Here is a 16,243-nt window from a genome sequence, read left to right as displayed (position 1 = left end):
AGGTGGCATGCCACCTTCGGGCCATGTCGAACTTCCTTGAACGAGCGTCATCGGGTGCGGACCGGGTCCGGTTGGGGGCCGCGTACTACCACGAGTACCAGCCCACGGACCGGCTGGGGACGGACCTCGATCTGATGGCCGCGACGGGGCTCTCGCTGATCCGGGTCGGCGAATCGGTCTGGTCCACCTGGGAGCCGGAGGACGGGGTCTTCGACCTGGACTGGATCGCTCCGGTCCTGGACGGGGCGCACGAGCGGTCCATCGGGGTGCTGCTCGGCACCCCGACCTACGCGGTGCCGCCCTGGCTGCAGCGCACCCACCCCGAGATCGCTGCCGTCCGCGCGGACGGCAGCCGGGTCCCGTGGGGCGCCCGGCAGGAGATGGACTTCACGCACCCCGTGTTCCGCCGCTACGCGGAACGACTGGTGCGGCGCATCGTCTCCGCGTACGCGGACCACCCCGCTGTGGCCGGATTCCAGGTGGACAACGAGCCCGGCCTCCTGCAGCTGCACAACGAAGGGGTGTTCGCGGAGTTCGTGGCGCGGCTGCGGCGCCGGTACGGGACCGTCGCCGCGCTCAACGCGGCCTGGGGGCTGACCTATTGGTCGCACCGGCTCTCCTCGTGGGACGAGCTGTGGACGCCGGCGGGCAACACCACCCCTTCGTACGATCTGGCCTGGCGCCGCCATCAGGCGGAACTGACGGCCGAGTTCATCGCCTGGCAGGCGGGGATCGTGCGTGAGTACGCACGGCCCGGACAGTACGTGACGACCTGCCTGGCGGTGACCCGTCCGGCGGTCGACGAGGAGGCGGTCACCGGCGCGCTGGACGTGACGGCCGGCAACGTCTACTACGTGGCGCAGGACGAGCTGGCCCTGCCCGACGCGGGCCGGCGCCACGAGGGCGGCTGGTTCGGCCAGGGGGTCTGGCAGCTGTACCAGTCGGCGGACCGGCTGTGGGGCGCGCGCCAGAAACCCTTTCTGGTCACCGAGACGAACGCCACCAGCATCAACGCTTCGCACGCCAACCACACCGGATACGACGGCCAGTTGAGACAGGCCGCCTGGGCACTCGCCGCGCGCGGGGCGCGCCTGGTGCAGTACTGGCACTGGCACACACTGCCGTACGGGGCGGAGACCTACTGGGGCGGCATCCTCGGGCACGCCCTCGAACCGGGCCGGACCCAGCGCGAAGTCGCCCGGGTCGCGACCGAGTTCGAGGCGGCCGGGGAGGCGCTGACGGGACTGGTGCCGGACGTGGACGCCGTCTTCGTACGGTCCGTCGAGAGCGACTGGGCGATGCAGTTCCAGCCGCCGTTGCCCTTCCCGGGGACGTTCGATCCGGATCCACGGTCGTACGGGCGCATCTTCGGCGCGTTCTACAAGGGGTTCTTCGACGCGGGCGCCCAGGCCCGGATCATGTCGCCCCGGCAGCTGGCGTCGGTCCTGCGCCACGGTTCGGACTCCCCCGCCATCCCCGCCTGCCTGGTGGTGCCCGCCCTCTATGTGAGCGACGACGAGTTGCCCGGTCTCCTCGACTCGTACGCACGCTCCGGCGGTCACCTCGTGCTGACGTTCCGCACGGGCTACGCCGACGGTGAGGCGCGGGCGCGGTCCGGAGTGGCACCGGGGGCCGTGCTGCGGGCGGCGTCCGGGGTGCACTACACGGAGTACGCGAATCTGCCCGGCCCCCTCGCCGTCGAGCCGGCCGAGGGGGCGTCCCTGAGGCTCACCCCCGGCGCCCGGGCTCTGGAGTGGGCCGACGGTCTGGAGGTGGACGACGCGCGGCCGCTCGCGCACTACACGCATCCCCATTTCGGACGATGGCCCGCCGCGACGGTCCGGGAACACGGGCGGGGCAGGGTGACGTACGTGGGAACGCTGCCGGACAGCGCGTTCGCCGAGGCGCTGTCCCGGCACGCCGTCGGTGGCGCGACGGCTTCGGCACGCTGGGCGCCGCTGCCCGCGTCGGTGACCGTGACCTCCGCCCGTAACTCGCTGGGGCAACGCCTGTGGTTCGTGCACAACTGGGCGTGGCAGCCGGTGCGGGTCGCCGTCCCCGAGGCGGTCCTGGACGTGCTCGGCGAGGAGCGTCTGGCTCCCGGCGCCGCGCTGCGGCTGGGGGCGTGGGACGTGCGGGTGCTCCGCGCGGGCGGCCCTCACGACGGCCCGCCGGACCCGAGAGGACGGAGCAACAGCTCGATCCGCCAGGGCTGAGGCAGTAGGAGGTGCTCCTCCAGCGGGCCCGGCCCGCAGGAGGCGCTGCCGAGTCCGTGCTGGGCTACGTCCACGTGGAGATGGAGACGGTCGCCGGCCACGAGCTCCGGCGGGTGAGCGGCCGCTTCGAGCTCCTCACTGCTCCAGGGCCTGACCGTCAGGCCGAAGGGCCGGCCGGAGCCGGCCGTCTCGACGCGCAGCCCCTGTCCGGTCGCGGGGTCCACGAGCTCGGCCCAGCGGACGGCCGCGCGCCGGCCGTTCTCCTGCGGGACGACGTACGAGGTCTGGAGCGACGCGACGTCCGCGGCGAACAGGCCGGTCCTGGCCGCGTGTTCGCTGTCCGGGTACGCCTCCCCGGGGCCCTTTCCGTACCAGCGGACACGGTCGTGGCGGGCGGGCAGCGTGAATCTGACTCCGGCACGCGGGAGGCTGAGACCGTCCCAGGGGCCCTCCGGAGTGATGTCGACGGTGAGACGCAGGGCGTCGTCCTCCCGCGTCCAGGTGTATTGCGTCCGCAGACCGTGCGACAGGCCGTCGGGCGCGTGGCGGGAACGGACGAGTACCTGCTCCGGCCTCCGCTCGACGCCTTCCGTACGGACAACCAGCCGGTCCAGGCCCGCGGCGCGCCACCGGCGCAGCACGGAGTTGTCGCCCATCCCCCGGTCGTTGTCGGTGGGTGCGCGCCAGATGTCGAGGTAGGGGCCCGTGAGATCGACGCCGCCCAGTCCGCGCAGCAGTCCGGTGTGTTCGTCGAGAGTGCCGACGGCCGGGGCCGTCGGCCGTCCGCCGGGGGCCGGCCGGGGCTCGGCCGCCCGGACGCGTGACTGCGCCCAGGCCACCTCGTGACCGGCCGGGGCCCACGGCTCGTCGGCGGCCAGGACGGCCCGGACCGTCAGCCAGGTCTCGCCGGCGGGCCCTGCGGGCAGGGCGGGCAGGGCGAGGTCCGTCTCCCGGCGCGCGGCCACCGGCCCCACTCCCAGCTCCCCTTCCGCGACGTGGACCCCGTCCGTCTCGAGGGTCCAGCCGAAGCGCAGGTGCGACAGGTCCCGTACGTCATGGCGGTTGCGGATCCGGATCCGGCCCACGTCGGGCTCGATGTCGATGCCGACCGGTTCGATGGCCTTCTTGTAAGCGTCCAGACCGGGCGAGGGGGTGCGGTCGGGGAAGAGCAGCCCGTCGATGCAGAAGGTGCCGCCGTGCGGACTGTCCCCGAAGTCCCCGCCGTACGCGAAGTACTCACGGCCGCTCCCGTCGGTGCGGCGCAGACCGTGGTCGATCCACTCCCAGACGAACGCCCCGGCGCAGCGCGGGTGGGACTCCAGGACCCGTTGATAGTCGGCGAGGGAGCCGGGGCCGTTACCCATGGCGTGGGCGTACTCGCAGAGCAGAAAGGGCAGCCGGCGTCTGCGCTGCTCCGTCCCGGGCTCGTCGGCGGTCTCGGCGGGGGCGTCCTCCTCGTGGCGGCCGATGCGGTCGACCTCGGCCACGGGGGTGTACATGAGGCTGTAGAAGTCGGAGTGGCGGTAGGTGCGGTCCCGCTCGTAGTGCAGTGGCCGGGACGGGTCGCGCTCTCTGGTCCAGTCGGCGACGGCACCGAGGTTCGCCCCGTGATGGCTCTCGTTCCCCAGGGACCAGATCACGACACTGGGGTGGTTCTTGTCGCGTTCCACCGTGCGGCGCATCCGGTCCAGGAACATCGGCCTCCACCGGGGGTCGTCGGCGGGATTGCCGGCCCAGTCGGCGTGGATGAATCCGTGTGTCTCGATGTCGCACTCGTCCACGACCCACATACCCAGTTCGTCGCAGAGGGCGAGGAAGTCGGGGTGCGGGGGGTAGTGGGCGGTGCGTACGGCGTTGATGTTGTGCCGCTTCATCAGGACCAGGTCGTGGCGCATGGTGTCGAGGGTGACGGCGCGTCCTCGGTCGGGGTCGTGTTCGTGGCGGTTGACACCGCGCAGGAGCACGGGGACTCCGTTGACGGTGAAGCGGCCGTCGCGGATCGCGACGGTGCGGAAGCCGACACGCAGGCGGACGGGCGCGGCATCGCCGGAGACGGGGGCCAGCTCGCCGGTGTAGAGGCGGGGGTTCTCGGCACTCCACGGTTCGACCCGGGGCAGATGGAGTGCCCGGCCGGCGGGGTGACCGTGGACGCCGAGTTCGGGCAGGGACAGGAGGGCGGGCACATCGGTGTCGACGCGCAGGGTCCCGCTCCCCCGTCCGTGGTCGTAGGACGCGTGCACGAAATGGTCGCCGATCGCCCCTGCCGGGACTTCCAGCAGTGTCACGTCCCGGAAGATGCCGGGCAGCCACCACATGTCCTGGTCCTCCAGGTAGCTGCCGGAGGACCAGCGGTGGACGCGTACGGCGAGGTCGTTGCGGCCGGCGCGCAGAGCCTGCCCGGCGTCGAACTCGGACGGCAGCCGGCTGCCCTTGGAGGTGCCCAGCTCCCGGCCGTTGAGCCAGACCTTGAAGCAGGAGTCGACGCCGTCGAAACGCAGAACGGTACCGGGCAGCCGCCATCCGTCGGGCAGGTGGAAGGTGCGGTGGTGGTCGCCCGTCGGATTGGCGTCGGGCACGTGCGGGGGGTCGATGGGGAACGGGTACGCGGTGTTGGTGTAGCGGGGAATGCCGTGGCCCTGGAGGACCCAGTGGCCGGGGACGCGGAGCGGTGACCAGTCGCCGTCGCCCTGGGCGGGACCGCCGGGGCCGAGGAAGTCGAGGGGGGCGTCGGCTGCCGGCGACAGACGGAAGGACCAGGTCCCGCCGAGCGCGAGGCTACGGCCGCCGCGCGGGAAGTGCGCTCGTGGGGTGAGGCCTCCGGTGCCCGGTGACAGGTCGGCCCAGTACGGAGCCGGCGTGCCGTCCCGCTGTCCTGCGCCCGGGCGGCCGGCGCCGCTGCCGCGGGCCGCACCCACCTCTGCGTCCATGTCCGTCACTGTCCCCCACCTCTCCTCGAAGGTCGTCGCTGTCGGCGTGGTCCGGCTTGTTCACACACCGCGCGACCAATCGCCGGGGACGGTGAACTCCGAGCTGCCGGGCGGCACTTCCCGTACGTCCCGGCCGCCGTCCGGGAGCGGCAGTTCCACCCGTGCGGGCGCGCCGGGCGGCAGGGTGACGGTCAGCCTGAACTCGTCCTGCCCCCGGTACCAGGTCACGGCCGCACGTCCGCGTGGCGTCTCGTACCAGGCGCTCGCCCGGGTGATGCCGCCCACCGGGGCGGGCCGGACGACGATGTGCTCGTAGGCGACGGAGTCGGCGGCCTGCCGCAGGCCCGCCAGGGAGGCGGTCAGCCATTCGGCGGCGGCGCCCAGCATGAAGTGGTTCTGCGAGGACCCGCGGGTGGGACCGTCCCAGCGTTCCGTCAGAGCGGTCGCTCCGTGGGCGAGCTGGTAGCCGTAGCTGGGGCTGTCCGTGCGGGCGAGCACGTCGGCGACGACGTCGTCGCGCCCGTGCGCGGACAGGACGCGCAGCAGCGCCGGAAGGGCGATCTCACCGACGGTGACATGGTCGTTCTCGGCACGGACGGCGTCGACCAGATGCGCGAGCACCGCCGGGACCTCTTCGCCGGGCACCGCCCCCATGTCCAGGGCGAGCGCGTCGCAGGCCTGGCTGCCGCTGCCGTAGGTGTGGCCGTGCGGGTCGAAGAACCGTGCGTGGAACGCTGCGGCGATCCGGTCGGCGAGCTTCCGGTGGGCCGCTGCTTCGTCCGGCCGCCCGATCGCCTCGGCGATGTCGCCCAGCGCGGTGGCGATGCGGTGGTGGGCATGGGTCGCGGTGACGGTCCGGGGGGTGGAGTCGTCGAAGGCGATCCAGTCGCCCAGACCGTGGTGCAGCAGCAGTCCGTCGTCGGAGCGGGAGTGCAGGTGGCCGAGGTAGCGCAGCATGTCCGGGTAGTGGGTGCGCAGCGTCGTGGTGTCGCCGTACGTCCGGTACAGGTGCCAGGGCGCGAGGACCAGAGCGCCTCCCCAGTTGGCGTCGTCGCGGAACTTGTCCTCGAAGACGGTGTACTCGGGGGCGATCCCCGGCACGAGTCCCGACGTGGTCTGCGCGTCGGCCATGTCGCGCACGAGTTTGCGGTAGTGGGCGGCGACGTCGTAACCGTGCGCGACCGCGGGGAAGACGAGGTGGGTCTGTTCCAGCCAGCCGAGCTTCTCGCGGTGCGGGCAGTCGGTGAGGACGCTGAACATGTTGCCCTGGACGGCACGGTCGATGATCCGGTGGATCCCGTTCAGCAGGTCCGACGAGCAGCTGAAGCCGCCCGCGCGGGCGTTGGCGGTGCGCATCACCTCGCCGTTCACGGTCTCCGGTGTGGGTGCGCCGGGCAGCTGCTCGACCTGGAGATAGCGGAAGCCGTGGTACACGGTGGCGGGGGCCCACTCCTCACCCGCGGGGTCCCCGCGCAGGGTGTAGCGGTCGTAGCAGGGCGTTCCGGTGAAGCGCTGGTTCACCGTCCCGTCCTCGGCGAGCAGTTCGGCGGGGTGGATCACGACAGAGGCTCCGGCGGGTCCGGTGACGCGCAGTCGCGGGCGGCCGGCGATGTTCACGCCGAGATCGAAGACGTGTGTCCCGGGGCGCGGTTCGCTCACCGAGACCGGGGTGACGGTGTCGACGACCTCGACGGGCGGATGGGTCCGGGCGTCGAGCGTCACACCGTCGAGCGGGGCGTGGACGGCGGCGGTCCAGTTCCGGCGGTCGTGGCCGGGGCTGTTCCAGCCGGGCCGTTCGAGGCGGGCGTCGTGTTCCTCGCCGCCGAACCAGGCGGACAGTGTCACGGGGCCTTCCGCGGCCCGCCAGGTGTCGTCGGTGACGATCGTGGTGGACGTGCCGTCGGCGTGGACGGCGAACAGGACGGCGATCGCCCGCGGCCGGCCGTGGTCGACATGGAGTTTGGCGTAGCGGCCGGGTACGCGCGGTGCGTGCGCGATGCCGTTGCCGAGGCTCAGCCCCACGGTGTTGTCGCCCGCCCGCAGCGCCCCGGTGATGTCGTACGCGGCGTACAGGAGGCGCTTGCCGTAGGCGGTGCAGCCGGGCTCCAACAGGGCGCGACCCGCGCGGACACCGTTGACCGTGGCCTCATAGGTGCCCAGTGCCGTCGCGTAGAGCCGGGCCGAGACGGGGCAGGACGGCAGCAGGAAGTCCTTCGCGAGGAGCGGCAGCCGGCTGGTGGTGTGCGGGGCGGTTATCCAGCGGGCGCCCGCCCAGTCGGACGCCGTGGGCAGGCCGGTCTCCCAGGTCGCGGCGGAGCTCCAGGGCGAGAGCCCGTCGTCGTACCGGGCCCGTACCCGCCACCAGACGCGTCGCCGCGCGCCGGGCGGCTGGCCGGCGTAGCGGATCCCGGTGCTGCGGGAGCCCTCCACGTCTCCGCTGTCCCACAGGTCGCATGTGCCGGAATCCAAGAGAACGGGGCCGGTGGCGGCCTGGATCCGGTACGCCCGCTGCCGCCCGCCGGGCCGCCAGGACAGGTCGGGGTGCTGGTCGTCGATGCCGAGCGGCTCGGGGAGGTGAGAGGTGCGCAGAGTGTGCGGTGCGATCGTCATGTCCCGGGCTCCCTGCGTGGATCGGTGGTCAGGTCGGTGGCGCCCGGCGAGGTGGTCGAAGAGGCCGGCCGGGCTCAACGTCCGGACGAACGCCTCCACCTCGCTCGGCTCGCTCGCCCCTCGCCCCTCGTCCCTCGTCCCTCGAAATCGTTGCTGGCATGCCACTTGAGAGAGGCGGACGTCCGGAACCGTAGAACCCATGGAGAGACGCGTCAACACCCCGCGCCTTCCTGGTACATGGCGTTGTACTGCACTTTCGGGCCCCCTTGACGCCCTTCACCACCGCGCTTAGCGTCTTTGCCGGACGCCTGCAGCACTCTCCCTCCGGACTCCGAGACGGCGTGGAAACTATGACTGGCATACCAGCGACCCTCCTCCTGGAAGAACGCGCCGAGCTGGCCATGAACGCCGTGGTGGGCCTGGCGGACCCCGACCTCGGCGGCATCCCCTTCTTCGGCGCGGACCTTCTCGCCGACCCGGCCGAACTGCGCCACGGGGACTGGGACTACGGCTCGAGCCATGGCAGGCTCACCGACGCCGCGGTCCTGGCCCGGCAGATGACCGGCAACTCGTCGTGGAGCGCCGTCGAGACGATGTACAAGGGGACGCTCCTCGCTCTCATGGGTGAGGACGGGCTCACCCGGCGGCGCAGCCATCCGCGCGGCCACTGGGAGCCGCACGCCAACCTGATCGACCAGCGGGCCACCCTGCTCGCACTCACGACCTGGTACCAGCAGACCCGCGACGAGCAGGTTGCGGCCGCCGCCGACCGGCTGGTGGCCGCGCTTCACCGGATCGCGGTCAAGGAACGCGACGTCTGGTACTACCCCGCGTCGGAGTACACGGACCGGGGCTGGCCGTCGGCCAACGCCGTGCAGCTCCACCTGGCGCCGGACCCGGCGTCCTTCTGCGGGCGCCTCATCATGCCGCTGCTGCGGTGGCACCGGCTGACGGGGAACGACCAGGCCTGGGAGCTGTGCGGCTGGTTCACCCGCCTGATCACCGAATACAGCGGCGTGTTCCTGCCGGACGGGTCGTTCAATCCGGCGCTCGCCTACCGCAGCGGGCACTTCCACACCCGCCTCGGCACCCTGGACGGCATCGCCAGGTACGCGGTGGACTCCGGCAACCACGCGCTGACCGAGTTCGTGCGCCGCTCCTTCGACTGGGCGCTGGGCCGGTGCACAGCCTTCGGCTGGACGCCGGGCGACCTGGGCGGCCAGCGCTTCGAGCACGAGACCTGCTCCCTGGTGGATCTCATCGCCGTCGCGGGCACACTGGCCGGCGCGGGCCACGACCGCTACTGGGGCGTCCTGGAACGCTTCCTGCGCGGGCACCTGACGTCCGCCCAGCTCCTCGACGTCTCCTGGGTCCGCTCGGCACCCGACCGCGAGCTCGACGAACCGGGGTGGGTCACCCGTCACCGGGTCGGCGAGCGGCTGCGCGGCGCGTTCGCCGGCTACGGCGCCCCCAACGACTACGTCTCGGACAGCGTCCTCGGCCGGGGTCACACCGCCGACGTGCAGGCCTGCTGCGTGGGCTCGGGGGTACGCGGCCTGTTCACCGGCTGGTCCCTCGCGGTGACCGGCGACGAACGGCTGGTCCGCGTCAACCTGCTGCTCAACCGCGGCAGCAGGTTCGTGAACGTGCTCAGCCATCTGCCCCACACCGGGCGGGTGGACCTCGACATCCGGGAGGACTGCCGCGAGTTGCGTCTGCGTGTGCCCGACTGGGCGGGCTACGCCCACGTACGGGTCGTCCGCACCGCGGCCGGAGGCTCCGAACACACGCGCCAGGGGAACGAGCCCGGCCTGTGGGCGCCGGACGGTTCGCTCTCCGTGCTCGGTCCACGCGCCGGTGAGCGCGTCACCGTCACCTTTCCCCTGCCCGAAACCGTCACCGACGAGACTGCCGCCGGACGCGACTACCGCGTGCGCTGGCGGGGCGACGACGTCATCGGCATCGAACCGGAAGGAAAGACCCGACCCATGTATCCGCACCGCACCCCCGCGCCGCAGGCACCCCTGCGCGAGCGCGCCCTGCACGTTCCCGCGAAGGAGTGGTCCTGGTGAGCGGCCCCGACCGCCGGACGTTCCTCACCGCCGCGGGTCTCGCCGCCGCCGGTGTCGCGGCCGCCCCCGCGGCGCACGCCGAGGAGGTCCCGGCCGTGCCCGGCGCGCAACGTCGTGCCGCCCGCATCCTCGCCGGGGTGCGTGACCCGCACTTCCCGCGCCGGCGGGTCCCGATCACCGACCACGGTGCGGTCGGCGACGGCGTGCACGACTGTACGGAGGCGATCCGCGCAGCCGTCGAAGCGTGCGCGCGGGCGGGCGGCGGGCACGTCGTCGTACCGCCCGGCGAGTGGCTGACCGGAGCCGTCCATCTGCGCAGCAGGATCGACCTCCATCTGGAGGAGGGCGCCACCCTGCGGTTCCGGCAGGAGCCGGAGGCCTACCTCCCCCCGGTCTACAGCCGGTACGAGGGCACCGAGTGCTTCAACTACTCACCGTTCGTCTACGCCTTCGAGTGCCACACGGTGGCGGTCACCGGGCGCGGCACCCTCGACGGGCAGGCCGACTGGACGCACTGGTGGGACTGGACGAAGGGCGTCGACGGCGCACCCGCGCCGCAGAACGCTGACATCGCGCAATTGCTCGCCTGGGGCGACGCGGGCACCCCCGTCGCCGAGCGGGTGTTCGGCGGGGGCCACTGTCTGCGGCCGAACCTGATCCAGTTCTACCGCTGTCGTGACGTCCTCATCGAGGGCGTCACCGTCCGCAACTCCCCGATGTGGAACATCCATCCGGTCCTCTGCACCAATGTCACCGTCCGCCGTGTCACCGTGGACAGCCCGGTCGGCCCCAACAACGACGGCGTCGACCCCGAGTCCTGCTCCTACGTCCTCGTCCAGGACTGCCTCTTCGACACCGGTGACGACTGCATCGCGTTCAAGGCGGGCAAGAACACCGACGGGCGGCGGGTCGGTGTGCCGATGGAGCACGCCCTGGTCGAGCGGTGCGAGATGCGCGACGGCCACGGCGGGGTCACCATCGGCAGCGAGACCTCGGGCGGCGTATCCGACATCGTCGCTCGGCACTGCGTGATGGACAGTCCCCGTCTCGACCGGGCCATCCGCCTCAAGTCCAGTCCGATGCGCGGCGGTTACATCCGCGACGTGCTGTGTCACGACATCACGGTGGGCGAGGTCGGGGACGCGGTCGTGGAGATCGCGCTCAACTACGAGCGGGTCGAGACCGGCGACTTCTATCCCGACGTACGCGACATCGCCGTCCACCGGGTCACCACCACGGCGGGACCGCGCGCCTGGACCTTCATCGGCAACGACGCCAATCCGATCCACGACGTGCTGCTGAGCGACTGCGTCTTCGAGGGCATGACGGGCCCGAACGAGCAGCGGAACATCGAGGGCCTGGTCCTGCGCCGCGTCACGATCAACGGCCAGGAGGCGTCACCTTGACGTACCCGACGCACACCACCGACAGGTCCGGCCCGGCCCGGGACCCGTGGCGCGAGGCCGACGCGGTCGTCGCCCGCGTCGTGCCGCCCCGCTTTCCCGGCCGTACCTTCCCGGTGACCTCCTTCGGGGCGAACGGCGACGGCCGGACCGACTGCACGTCCGCGCTCCGGCGCGCCGTGGCAGCCTGCCACTCGGCGGGGGGCGGGCGCGTCACCGTCCCGCCGGGGATCTTCCTCACGGGACCCGTGCGGCTGCGCAGCCATGTCGAACTCCATCTGGAGGAGGGCGCCACGCTGCGCTTCAGCCAGGATCCGGGGCGCTACCTGCCGCCCGTGCTCACCCGTTTCCAGGGCGTCGAGTGCTACGGCTACTCCCCGTTCGTCTACGCCCGGGACGAGCGTGACATCGCGGTCACCGGGCTCGGGACCCTGGACGGCCAGGCCGACGAGGAGCACTGGTGGCCGTGGTCCGGCCAGGAGGAGTTCGGCTGGCGACCCGGGATGCGTCACCAGGAGGAGGACTGGCCGGACCTCTGGCGGCAGGCCGAGGACGGGGATCCGGTCGAGCAGCGGGTGTACGCCGACGGGCGGCACTTCCGGCCCAACTTCATCGAGTTCCAGCGGTGCCACGGCATCCTGATCGAGGGGGTGACGATCGTCCGGTCCCCGATGTGGGAGATCCACCCGGTGCTGTGCGGCAACGTCACCGTCCAGGACGTGGTCATCGACAGCCCCGGCCCCAACAACGACGGCATCGACCCCGAGTCCTGCCACGACGTCGTGATCCGGCGCTGCGACATCACGGCGGGCGACGACTGCATCGCCATCAAGTCGGGCCGCGAGGCGGACGGCCGCCGTGTCGCGAGGCCCAGCGAGAACATCGTGATCGAGGACTGCGTGCTGCGCCACCGCTACGGGGCGGTCACGCTGGGCAGTGACATGACCGGAGGCATCCGCAACGTGTACGTGCGCCGCTGCCGCATCGGCGGCCCCGGCCTCTATTTCGGCCTCTACATCAAGACGAACTCGGTACGCGGCGGCTTCGCCGAGAACGTCCATCTCACGGACCTCACGGTCACGCATCTCACCAAGGAGTTCCTCACCTGCGACTTCGAGCGTGGGGAGGGGGACACGGGGGCGTACCCGCCTCTGGTGCGCGACGTCAGCGTGAGCCGGACGACCGTGGACCGGGCGCGCCGGGGTGTCCTCGCCCGCGGTTACGCCCACGCTCCCATCCGGGAACTGCGGCTGGAGGAATGCCACTTCACGCATCTCGCGGAGGACGACATCGTCGAGCACGTGGAGGGCTACGTGAGGGAGAAGGTGACCGGTGGGTCCGACGGACGGTGAGGCGCGCCCCGGGCGGTACGACTACTGCCCGTGGGAGTTCTGGAGCAGGAGCGACGAGGAGGAGCGGGCCGCCCAGCTGGCCCACCAGGCAGCGCTCGTGCGGCGTTTCGAGGCGGACGGGGGCACGGCGGAGTTCGGTGACCGGGTGTTCGTGTCGCCGTGGGCGGGGGTCCACACCGACTCCCTGCGGCTCGGGGACCGCTCGTACATCGGGGCGCACGCCGTGGTCACCGACGAGGTCGTCATGGGCCGCAACTGCACGCTCAACCCGTTCTCCACGGCACGCGGCAAGGTCATGATGGGTGACGGTGTGCGGGTGGGGGCACACACCTCGCTGCTCGGCTTCAACCACGGTTTCGCCCCGGCCGAGCCGGTCCATCGTCAGCCCCTCGTCTCGAAGGGCATCGTGCTCGGCGACGACGTCTGGATCGGCTCGCACGCCGTCGTCGTGGACGGGGTCACCATCGGCGACCACTGTGTCGTCGGGGCGGGCGCGGTCGTCACGAAGGACCTGCCGGCCTGGTCGGTGGCGGCGGGCAGCCCGGCGCGCCGCCTGCGCGACCGGCGGGACACCGCACCGGCGGGCCCGGGTGCGCCGTCGGCGTCCGGGTCGCCTGCGGGCGGCCTCGACACCCGGCTGGAACGCTTCGCGCGGCGTGCCAGGGAGCAGGCGGGTGAGGTACTGGAACGCTGCCGTGCGGACGGTTCCTGGGCCGACCGTCCCGGGGCCGCCCCGACGGTGCGAGCCGTGTGCGACGCGGTGGAGATCGCGGATCTGCTGCTGGGCGGCCCCCCGCCCGGTGAGGACCGTGACGCGATGGTGGAGCGGCTGCGCTCCCTCCAGGATCCGGAGACGGGTCTGGTGCCGGAGTTCGGGCGGCCCGCCCCGTCCCTCGACGACCACGTCGCGATGTATCACGTCCTCTGCGCCGGCTACGCGCTCGAACTGCTCGGCTCGCACTTCGCGCACCCTGTGCGGGCGGTCACCGAGCTGCCGGCGGAGCGGCTGGTGGAACGCCTGGACGGCCTGCCGTGGCGGACCGAGGCGTGGCGCAGCGGCAACTGGGTGGACGGGGTCGCCACCGCGCTGCACTTCGCCTCCCCCACCGCCTCGCCGCAGACCGAGGCGCTGTTCGGCTGGCTGCTGACGCGGGCCGACCCCCGGCACGGTCTGTGGGGCGCACCGGACGCGAAGGAGGGCTGGCGGCAGCCGGTGAACGGGTTCTACCGGACGTCGCGCGGGTCCTTCGCGCAGTTCGGGCTGCCCGTGCCGTATCCGGAGCGGACCGTGGACACGGTGCTGACCCACAGCCTCGACCCGGCGTGGTTCGGCCCGGACCGCGGCACCGCGTGCGACGTCCTCGACGTCATCCATCCGCTGTGGCTCTGCGCCCGGAGCACGGGGCACCGGGCCGGCGAGGGCCGGGACTGGGCCCGGGGGCAGCTGGAGCGGGTCCTGACCCGGTGGCAGGACGGGGCCGGGTTCTCCTTCGCCCTGGAGCCCGGGGAGCGGCCGGACCGCCTCGCCGGGCTCCAGGGGACGGAGATGTGGCTCGCGGTCACCTGGCTCCTCGCCGACCACCTCGGGGCCGGCGAGGCGCTCGGCTACCGCCCCAGGGGGGTGCACCGGCCCGAGCCGGCGCGCACGGGCCTCGGCTGAGCGGACGGGCCGGACCGCATCCGCAGCACCTGGGACAGCACCTGGGCGGTTACCCAGGAGGGGTTCCAGGTGTTGCTGTTTCCGCGGTCCTGCCAATGGGTGGGGAAGAAGCCCTCGGCCTGCTCGCCAGGTGCGTCGAATCCCCATTCCCCGGGCCGGGTGCAGACGCCCTGCCCGAAGGCGTTCAGGACCAGCTCGCCCAGCTCGCGGTAGACCGGCCGTTCCACGAGGTCTCCCAGGCGGGCGAGCTCGTAGGCCGGGAAGAACACGTCGACGTGGTGGTTCTGGACGCTGACGCCCGGCCAGCCGGTGGTGGCGAAGCCGTCCTTGAAGGGCGGGTTCCACTGGTAGACCCAGGTGAGGAGCCAGTCGGCGGCCTCCTGGGCGCGGGTGCGCCACCGTTCCGCGCCGGTGAGCCGCAGCAGCTCGTACGCGCAGAGGAAGTAGGCCATGCCCCCTTCCTTGTCCTCGCAGGCCGCGTCGAGGGTGGCGCGTGCGAAGGGGGTCGCGTAGTCGTCGGCGTACCGCCGGTGGTAGTCGTCCACGAGTGCCTCGGCACCGCTGAGCAGGTCCTGTTCCCCCGTGACGCGGTGAGCCTTCAGCATGGCCAGTACGCAGGGCAGGCCGGCGGTCCCCGGGAACGAGGCGAGAGGGGTGCCGTCCGGTCGCCAGCCGAAGGGCGGCGGGCCGTCGCCGCAGGCGGCCCGCACACCCTCGGTGAGCGCCCGTACCCAGGGGCCGGGGACGTCGATTCCGTGCCGGCGGAAGAGACGCACGATGTCGGCGAGGTCGCAGAGGTTGTCGCCGAGGGCACGGGCCGAGACGTACGGCCCTTCCTCCCCGTCGAACCCCGTCCAGGTGCGGTCCTCAGTGGCGTAGAAGCTCTGGCGCAGCCCGGGGGCGTCCGGGAGCGAGCTGCCGGAGAGGTAGAACTCGACGGCCCGGCGGCAGCGTTCGACGCGCCGGGGTTCGTCGTTCTCGACCCCCAGGCGGGCGTCGCACCAGGCCAGTCGCAGGCTCTGCCCGGTCCACCCGTACATGAACCCGGCGGTGTGGCCGGGGCCGATGAACTTCAGGTAGCCGGCGACGTCGCCGTCCTCGTGCCAACGCCGGTCGAGCGCTGCCGTCTTGAGCCGTACGAGTGCGTCCGGGGACAGCGGGCTCGCTCCGCGCGGCCGGTACAGGGCGAGGCCGCGGTGCACGAGCGCGCGGAAGCCGTGGCCGGGACGGGCGGGGTATCCCCAGTCCAGGGCGTGATGGGCGTGGTACTCGGTGCCGGCCGCGAGATCGCGGTACCCCTCCTCGCAGGGTGCGGTGCGGGACTTGTGCACATAGGCCGTGTCGGGGCGCCCGTCGAACAGCAGCGCGCCACTCACCGCGAGCAGGGTCACCCCGGCGGGGCGGTGCGTCGCACCGAGGGAGCCCGGCCCGGGGCGAGCGGCGTACAGGGTGGCATACCGGCTCAGCCCGGCCGTCTCCCACTCCGCGTGCACACAGGGGACGGGCAGCCGGTGGTCCTCCACGACGAGACCGCCGGTGTCCGCCGCCAGCCGCGGCACGGTGCGTCCGGGGTCGGCCGACGGATTGCCCCGGTACAGGACCTGGGGCAGGGTGACCGCTTCGGGCCGCAGGGACGGCAGCGGCAGCGCGATGCCCAGCACGGCGTCCGTGCGGGGCGTTCTGCCGGTGTTGCGCCAGGCGGTCCGCAGGTGCAGCAGCCCGCCCTCGAACACCAGGGAGAGCGAAACCTCCAGCCCGGGGAGGCCCGCGAGGGTGCAGCGGGCCTCCAGGCCCTCTCCGGCGCGCGCGAGAGCACAGGAGCGCACGCCGGGCCGGGAGGGCTCCCAGGGGCGCCCCACGGACACCACGAACAGGTTGCCCAGCGGTACGTCGAGGAGGTCGTCCCCCTCCCCCGCGGTGTGTCCGAGCACCAGGTGGGGCGGCTCCTGGGCGGGGCCTTCGGTGAACTCGGCGTATCTCTGCCCGTCGTTGATCCGGAACAT

8 protein-coding genes are annotated in these 16,243 nt (G+C 72.5%); 5 read left to right on the top strand and 3 right to left on the bottom strand.

Features of this window, described 5'->3' with window-relative positions; genetic code table 11:
• Positions 1-23: 23 nt before the first annotated feature.
• Complete coding sequence (locus OG379_RS37685) at positions 24-2,216, top strand: beta-galactosidase (RefSeq protein WP_405667806.1); 2,193 nt, start codon at positions 24-26, stop codon at positions 2,214-2,216.
• Here OG379_RS37685 and OG379_RS37680 read toward each other — a convergent pair.
• Complete coding sequence (locus tag OG379_RS37680; protein WP_405667805.1) at positions 2,159-5,143, bottom strand: glycoside hydrolase family 2 TIM barrel-domain containing protein; 2,985 nt, start codon at positions 5,141-5,143, stop codon at positions 2,159-2,161. The genes OG379_RS37685 and OG379_RS37680 overlap by 58 nt on opposite strands.
• A gap of 60 nt (positions 5,144-5,203) precedes the next feature.
• The gene (locus tag OG379_RS37675) at positions 5,204-7,753 is read right to left on the bottom strand and encodes a family 78 glycoside hydrolase catalytic domain (protein WP_405667804.1); all 2,550 of its coding nucleotides are present in this window, start codon (positions 7,751-7,753) and stop codon (positions 5,204-5,206) included.
• A 350-nt stretch (positions 7,754-8,103) separates the two neighbouring features.
• On the opposite strand from OG379_RS37675, the gene OG379_RS37670 reads away from it, so the two are divergent.
• The 4 genes from OG379_RS37670 to OG379_RS37655 are packed head-to-tail and all read left to right on the top strand — an operon-like array spanning position 8,104 to position 14,240.
• Positions 8,104-9,825: a hypothetical protein gene (locus tag OG379_RS37670; RefSeq protein WP_405667803.1), complete on the top strand. Its 1,722-nt coding sequence runs from the start codon at positions 8,104-8,106 to the stop codon at positions 9,823-9,825.
• Complete coding sequence (locus OG379_RS37665) at positions 9,822-11,231, top strand: glycoside hydrolase family 28 protein (protein ID WP_405667801.1); 1,410 nt, start codon at positions 9,822-9,824, stop codon at positions 11,229-11,231. Before OG379_RS37670 ends, OG379_RS37665 begins: the two co-directional genes overlap by 4 nt.
• On the top strand, positions 11,228-12,580 hold the full coding sequence (locus tag OG379_RS37660; RefSeq protein ID WP_405667800.1) for a glycoside hydrolase family 28 protein: 1,353 nt from the start codon (positions 11,228-11,230) through the stop codon (positions 12,578-12,580). The genes OG379_RS37665 and OG379_RS37660 overlap by 4 nt, the downstream gene beginning before the upstream one ends.
• Positions 12,561-14,240: a DapH/DapD/GlmU-related protein gene (locus OG379_RS37655; protein WP_405667799.1), complete on the top strand. Its 1,680-nt coding sequence runs from the start codon at positions 12,561-12,563 to the stop codon at positions 14,238-14,240. The genes OG379_RS37660 and OG379_RS37655 overlap by 20 nt, the downstream gene beginning before the upstream one ends.
• On the opposite strand, the gene OG379_RS37650 is transcribed toward OG379_RS37655, so the two are convergent.
• The gene (locus OG379_RS37650) at positions 14,186-16,243 is read right to left on the bottom strand and encodes a hypothetical protein (protein ID WP_405667797.1); all 2,058 of its coding nucleotides are present in this window, start codon (positions 16,241-16,243) and stop codon (positions 14,186-14,188) included. The two genes, OG379_RS37655 and OG379_RS37650, sit on opposite strands and share 55 nt — an antisense overlap.

The organism is Streptomyces sp. NBC_01166 (assembly GCF_045039765.1).
In the GTDB taxonomy this organism is placed as follows: domain Bacteria; phylum Actinomycetota; class Actinomycetes; order Streptomycetales; family Streptomycetaceae; genus Streptomyces.
The sequence above is the reverse complement of the archived record's forward strand: the minus strand, read 5'-3'. Positions and strand labels throughout refer to the sequence as shown.